Origin of the sequence: Micromonospora sp. URMC 106, from assembly GCF_051386395.1 — a bacterium.
Taxonomy (GTDB): Bacteria; Actinomycetota; Actinomycetes; order Mycobacteriales; family Micromonosporaceae; genus Micromonospora.
The window spans coordinates 1-4,092 of record NZ_JBPQTP010000205.1; the positions used below are offsets into that span (position 1 = coordinate 1).

4 protein-coding genes, 1 tRNA gene and 1 pseudogene are annotated in these 4,092 nt (G+C 70.0%); 3 read left to right on the forward strand and 3 right to left on the reverse strand.

Going from position 1 to position 4,092, the window contains the following annotated elements:
• Window positions 1-112 precede the first annotated feature (112 nt).
• Together ACSNOB_RS31565 and ACSNOB_RS31570 are read left to right on the forward strand one after the other, a co-directional pair.
• Window positions 113-292: pseudogene (locus tag ACSNOB_RS31565) on the forward strand (excisionase family DNA-binding protein); the annotation flags it as partial.
• Complete coding sequence (locus ACSNOB_RS31570) at window positions 292-1,512, forward strand: tyrosine-type recombinase/integrase (RefSeq protein WP_436691046.1); 1,221 nt, start codon at window positions 292-294, stop codon at window positions 1,510-1,512. The pseudogene ACSNOB_RS31565 and the gene ACSNOB_RS31570, both read left to right, overlap by 1 nt.
• Window positions 1,513-1,589: 77 nt before the next feature.
• Here ACSNOB_RS31570 and ACSNOB_RS31575 read toward each other — a convergent pair.
• Both ACSNOB_RS31575 and ACSNOB_RS31580 read right to left on the reverse strand, forming a co-directional pair.
• Window positions 1,590-1,661 (reverse strand) — tRNA-Val (locus ACSNOB_RS31575).
• Window positions 1,662-1,755: 94 nt separating this feature from the next.
• Window positions 1,756-2,301 carry a TIGR02611 family protein gene (locus tag ACSNOB_RS31580; protein ID WP_436691048.1) on the reverse strand — a complete coding sequence of 182 codons (546 nt, stop codon included), beginning with the start codon at window positions 2,299-2,301 and terminating at the stop codon, window positions 1,756-1,758.
• 304 nt (window positions 2,302-2,605) lie between these two features.
• On the opposite strand from ACSNOB_RS31580, the gene ACSNOB_RS31585 reads away from it, so the two are divergent.
• The gene (locus ACSNOB_RS31585) at window positions 2,606-3,037 is read left to right on the forward strand and encodes an SsgA family sporulation/cell division regulator (protein ID WP_007457244.1); all 432 of its coding nucleotides are present in this window, start codon (window positions 2,606-2,608) and stop codon (window positions 3,035-3,037) included.
• A gap of 103 nt (window positions 3,038-3,140) precedes the next feature.
• Here ACSNOB_RS31585 and ACSNOB_RS31590 read toward each other — a convergent pair whose 3' ends face one another.
• Complete coding sequence (locus tag ACSNOB_RS31590) at window positions 3,141-3,917, reverse strand: SDR family oxidoreductase (RefSeq protein ID WP_393104395.1); 777 nt, start codon at window positions 3,915-3,917, stop codon at window positions 3,141-3,143.
• Window positions 3,918-4,092 lie beyond the last annotated feature (175 nt).

The following is a 4,092-nucleotide window of genomic DNA, read 5'->3' on the forward strand; positions in this document are numbered from 1 at the left end:
CCTGCTCGCCAACACCGCCGCCCGGCAGCGACGCGAGAGCAGACGCATTGGCCGAGAAGAACTCGCCCACGAAACGTGGCTGGGGGTGGCTGCATGAGCTGGGACCTCGCCCCCCCGCTGGTACTCCCCCGCCGAGGTCGCCGTGCTGCTGGGCTTCGGTATCTCCAAGGTCAAGATGAAGATCGCCACCGGCGAGCTGCGCTCCATCAAGGACGGCAAGTACCGCCGCATCCTCCCCGAGTGGGTCGACGACTACATCCGCGAACAGGTCGAACGCCAGGAGGCTGCCTGATGCCCGGACGCGCCCGAGCCAACGGCGAAGGCTCCATCTTTCCCTACCGCAACGGCTTCGCCGCCTACGTCTGGGTCACCAAGCCCGACGGCAAGCGCACCCGCAAGTACGTCTACGGCAAGACCCGCGAGGCCGTCCACGACAAGTGGATCAAGCTGCACCAGCAGGCCAAGGCCGGACCGGTAGCAACGAGCGTCCCCACGGTCGGCAGCTTCCTCACCTACTGGCTGGCCGAGATCATCCAGCCGAACCGGGCACCGTTGACCTACGCGACCTACGAGACGTTCGTCCGCCGCTACATCGCCCCCGGCCTCGGAGCCAAGCGGCTCGACCGGCTCCAGTCACGCGACGTGCAGACGTGGATCAACCAGGTGGCCCGCACCTGCCAGTGCTGCGCCCAGGGCAAGGACGCGGCCCGGCCCAAGGACAAGCGGCGCTGCTGCGCCGTCGGCCGCTGCTGCCAGGCCGTCCCGTCCACACGGACGGTCAGCGACATCCGGGCCGCACTGCGGGCCGCCCTCACCCACGCCCAGGCCGAAGACCTCATCGCCAAGAACCCGGCCGTGCCGGTCACCCTCGCCACGGTCCGCCGCCGGCGTGGCAAGTCCTGGTCGAGCGACGAGGCGCGGAAGTTCCTCGAATCGGCCCGCGCCGACGAGGACCCGCTCTACGCCGCCTACGCCCTGGTCCTCGTCACCGGCCTCCGCAAGGGCGAAGCCCTCGGACTGACGTGGGAGGACGTCGACCTCGACGCCGGAGAGCTGACCATCGGCCGCCAGCTCCAACGCGTACGCGGCCAGCTCCTGCACCGCGACACCAAGACCCAGGCGTCGGACGCCACCCTCCCCCTGCCCGACCTCTGCCTGACCGCGCTCAAGCTCAGAAAGCAACAACGCGACAAGGCTGAAGCAGCCGCCGGCAAGGCGTGGCACGAAACCGACCTCGTATTCACTACCCGCTACGGCACACCCATCGAGCCACGCAACTTCCAGCGCTCCTGGCAGACGAGGTGCGAGAAGGCCAACGTCAAGCCGATCACCGTCCACGACGCCCGCCGCACCTGCGCCACACTCCTGGCCGACCTCGACGTCCACCCGAGAGTCGCCATGCAGGTGCTGAGGCATGCCCGCTTCTCCGTGACGATGGAGATCTACACCCAGGTATCGACGAAAGCGACCAGAGACGCACTCAAACGCCTCGGTGATTCACTCGGCCACTGACGGAACTGCTGTACTTAGCTGCTGTACGGCAGCAGAAAGGCCACCTCCCGAAGCCGGGAAGTGGCCTTTGACCTGAGTGGGCGATACTGGGATCGAACCAGTGACCTCTTCGGTGTGAACGAAGCGCTCTCCCGCTGAGCTAATCGCCCTCAGCGCCGATGACTCTACCTGATCGAGGGACCGGACCGGAAATCCGGGGTCCGCGTGCCGCGAGGCGGCCGGGCGGCTCCCCGGAGCCGCGCGTCAGTGCGTCGCCAGGTAGTGCAGCGCCTCGGCGACGACGTCGATGCCGAAGCTGTACTTCAGCGACAGCCAGACCACCGCGCCGACGAAGACCAGGCCGACGCCGCCCAGCACGAAGCGCACGGCCAGTGACTGACCCTTCACCCATTGCGTCCAGTTGTGCACGTGGCGGCGGGTGAAGGCGAGCAGCCTGCGGGCCCAGTGGAACTCGACGGCCCAGATGCCGAGGCCGGCGATCACCAGCAGCCAGCCCGGCCCGGGCAGCGGGATGAGGGCGATGCCGATGGTCACCACGAGGGCGCCGGCGATGGCGATGAAGATCTTGAGGGCGACCCGGCCGGTCGGGTTGGCCCGGATCAGGTCGAGGGTGGTGGCGAGCCGCTGCCGCCAGCGCGGTCGCGGGCGCCGTTCGGCCAGCGCCGTTCCGTTGGCGCCACCCCGGTCGGCCGGCGGCCGACCGGGCCGGTCGTGCTGCTCCATTGGCACTCCGTACCCCCGCTTTTCGGTTGCCCGGACCGCGACTTTCGGCCCGCCCGGCGCGGCCATCGGATCCACTGAGGATCGTTTCGTGACCATTTCCTCCCCCAGTGTGGCTCGCGCCCGTCACTGCAACCGTCGACTGGACGTTACCGGAGTAAGTCGACGACTGAACCACCCGATGCCGGGCGGGATCACGCACTGGGCAGAACCGGAAAACCCTACATGAATCCTCACATTCACGCGGACTTTCCGACCCCCTTCCCACCACTGGGTGAAGTCAGCGTATGGCGGAGCGTAGCCAGGAGTAGCACCTGAGTATGGGAAAAGCGGGACACGCGCGTTCCGCAGCGGTGCCGGGGGGAGATCGTCCATGAGTGTCATCCGACCGACGACCGTAGAGGTCGAGACGTCGCTAAGGCTCGTCGCACCTGACGCCACCGCCTTGCCGGTGCGTGCCAGTCTGCGTTACGACCCTGCTGATCCGTATGCGGTCCATGTCCTGTTCCATGCCGAATCGGCCGGTGGCGAGGCGGTCAGTTGGTCCTTCGCCCGCGAACTGCTGGTCACCGGCCTCGACGAGCCGGCCGGCATCGGCGACGTGCGGGTCTGGCCCTGGGCCACCCCGCGCGGGGACTTCGTCGCGCTGGCGCTGTCGTCGCCCGACGGCAACGCTCTCTTCGAGGTGCCGCGCAGCGTCCTGGTGCGCTTCCTGCGGCGGACCTACGTCGTCGTTCCGCGCGGCCGCGAGGCCGAGCACCTGGACGTCGACACCGCGGTGAACCGGCTGCTCGCCGGCCGCTGACACACCGGCAAGACCGGCCGACCGGGGCCGCGCGGATCTGCCGAGTCCGCGCGGCTCCGGCCCACCAGGGGGTACGCGGGCAGCCTCCCGCCCGTCGCCGGGCTCAGCCGTGGGTGGTGATGCCGCCGTCGACCGGGATCACGGCGCCGGTGAGGTACGCCCCGGCGCGCGACGACAGGTAGATCGCGGTGCCGGCCATGTCCTCCGGACGGCCGATCCGCCCGAGCGGCACCTGCCCCTCGATGGCGGCCCGGGACGCGGGGTCGTCCAGCGCGAACGCCATCATCTTGCTCTCGAACGGCCCTGGCGCGATCGCGTTGACCGTGATCTGCTCGCCGGCGAGCTGGTGGGCCAGGCTGCGGGTGAGCATGTGCACGGCGGCCTTGGTCGCCGAGTACGCGTACACCTCCATGAACGGCACCCGGATGCCGTCGACGGAGCCGATGTTGATCACGCGGGCCGGGTCGTCGGCGCTGGCGGACGCGCGCAGCGCGGGCAGCAGCGCGGTGGTGAGCCGGAAGACGGCCTTGACGTTGACCGCCCAGAGCTTGTCGAACGCGCTCTCCGGGTACGACTCCAGCGGCGCGCCCCAGGTCGCGCCGGCGTTGTTGACCAGCACGTCGAGCCGGTCGACGCGCTCCCGGACGGCGGCGGCGAGCCCCTCGGCGCCCGCGTCGTGCCCGAGGTCGGCGGGGATGGCTTCGCAGCGCCCCTCGGTGGCGAGTTCCTTGGCCACGGCCTCGCACACGTCGGCCTTGCGCGACGAGATGATCACGTGCGCGCCGGCCCGGACGAAGCCCTGGGCGATCATCAGGCCGATCCCCCGCGAGCCGCCGGTGACCAGGACCGTCTTGCCTTCGACCGAGAACAGATCCGTCATGCCCATCCCATCGCGAGTCGGCCGGGGCCGCCGGGCGACACGGCCGGCCCGGCCGGTGCGGACCGGCGGTGGGCGTGCCGCGACCGGACGGCGCTACCGCCCGGTAACGTAGCCCGCCCCCGACGACCATTGCATCCCGAGGCCACCCGCAACACTGCCCGTGGGCGGGGTGGGC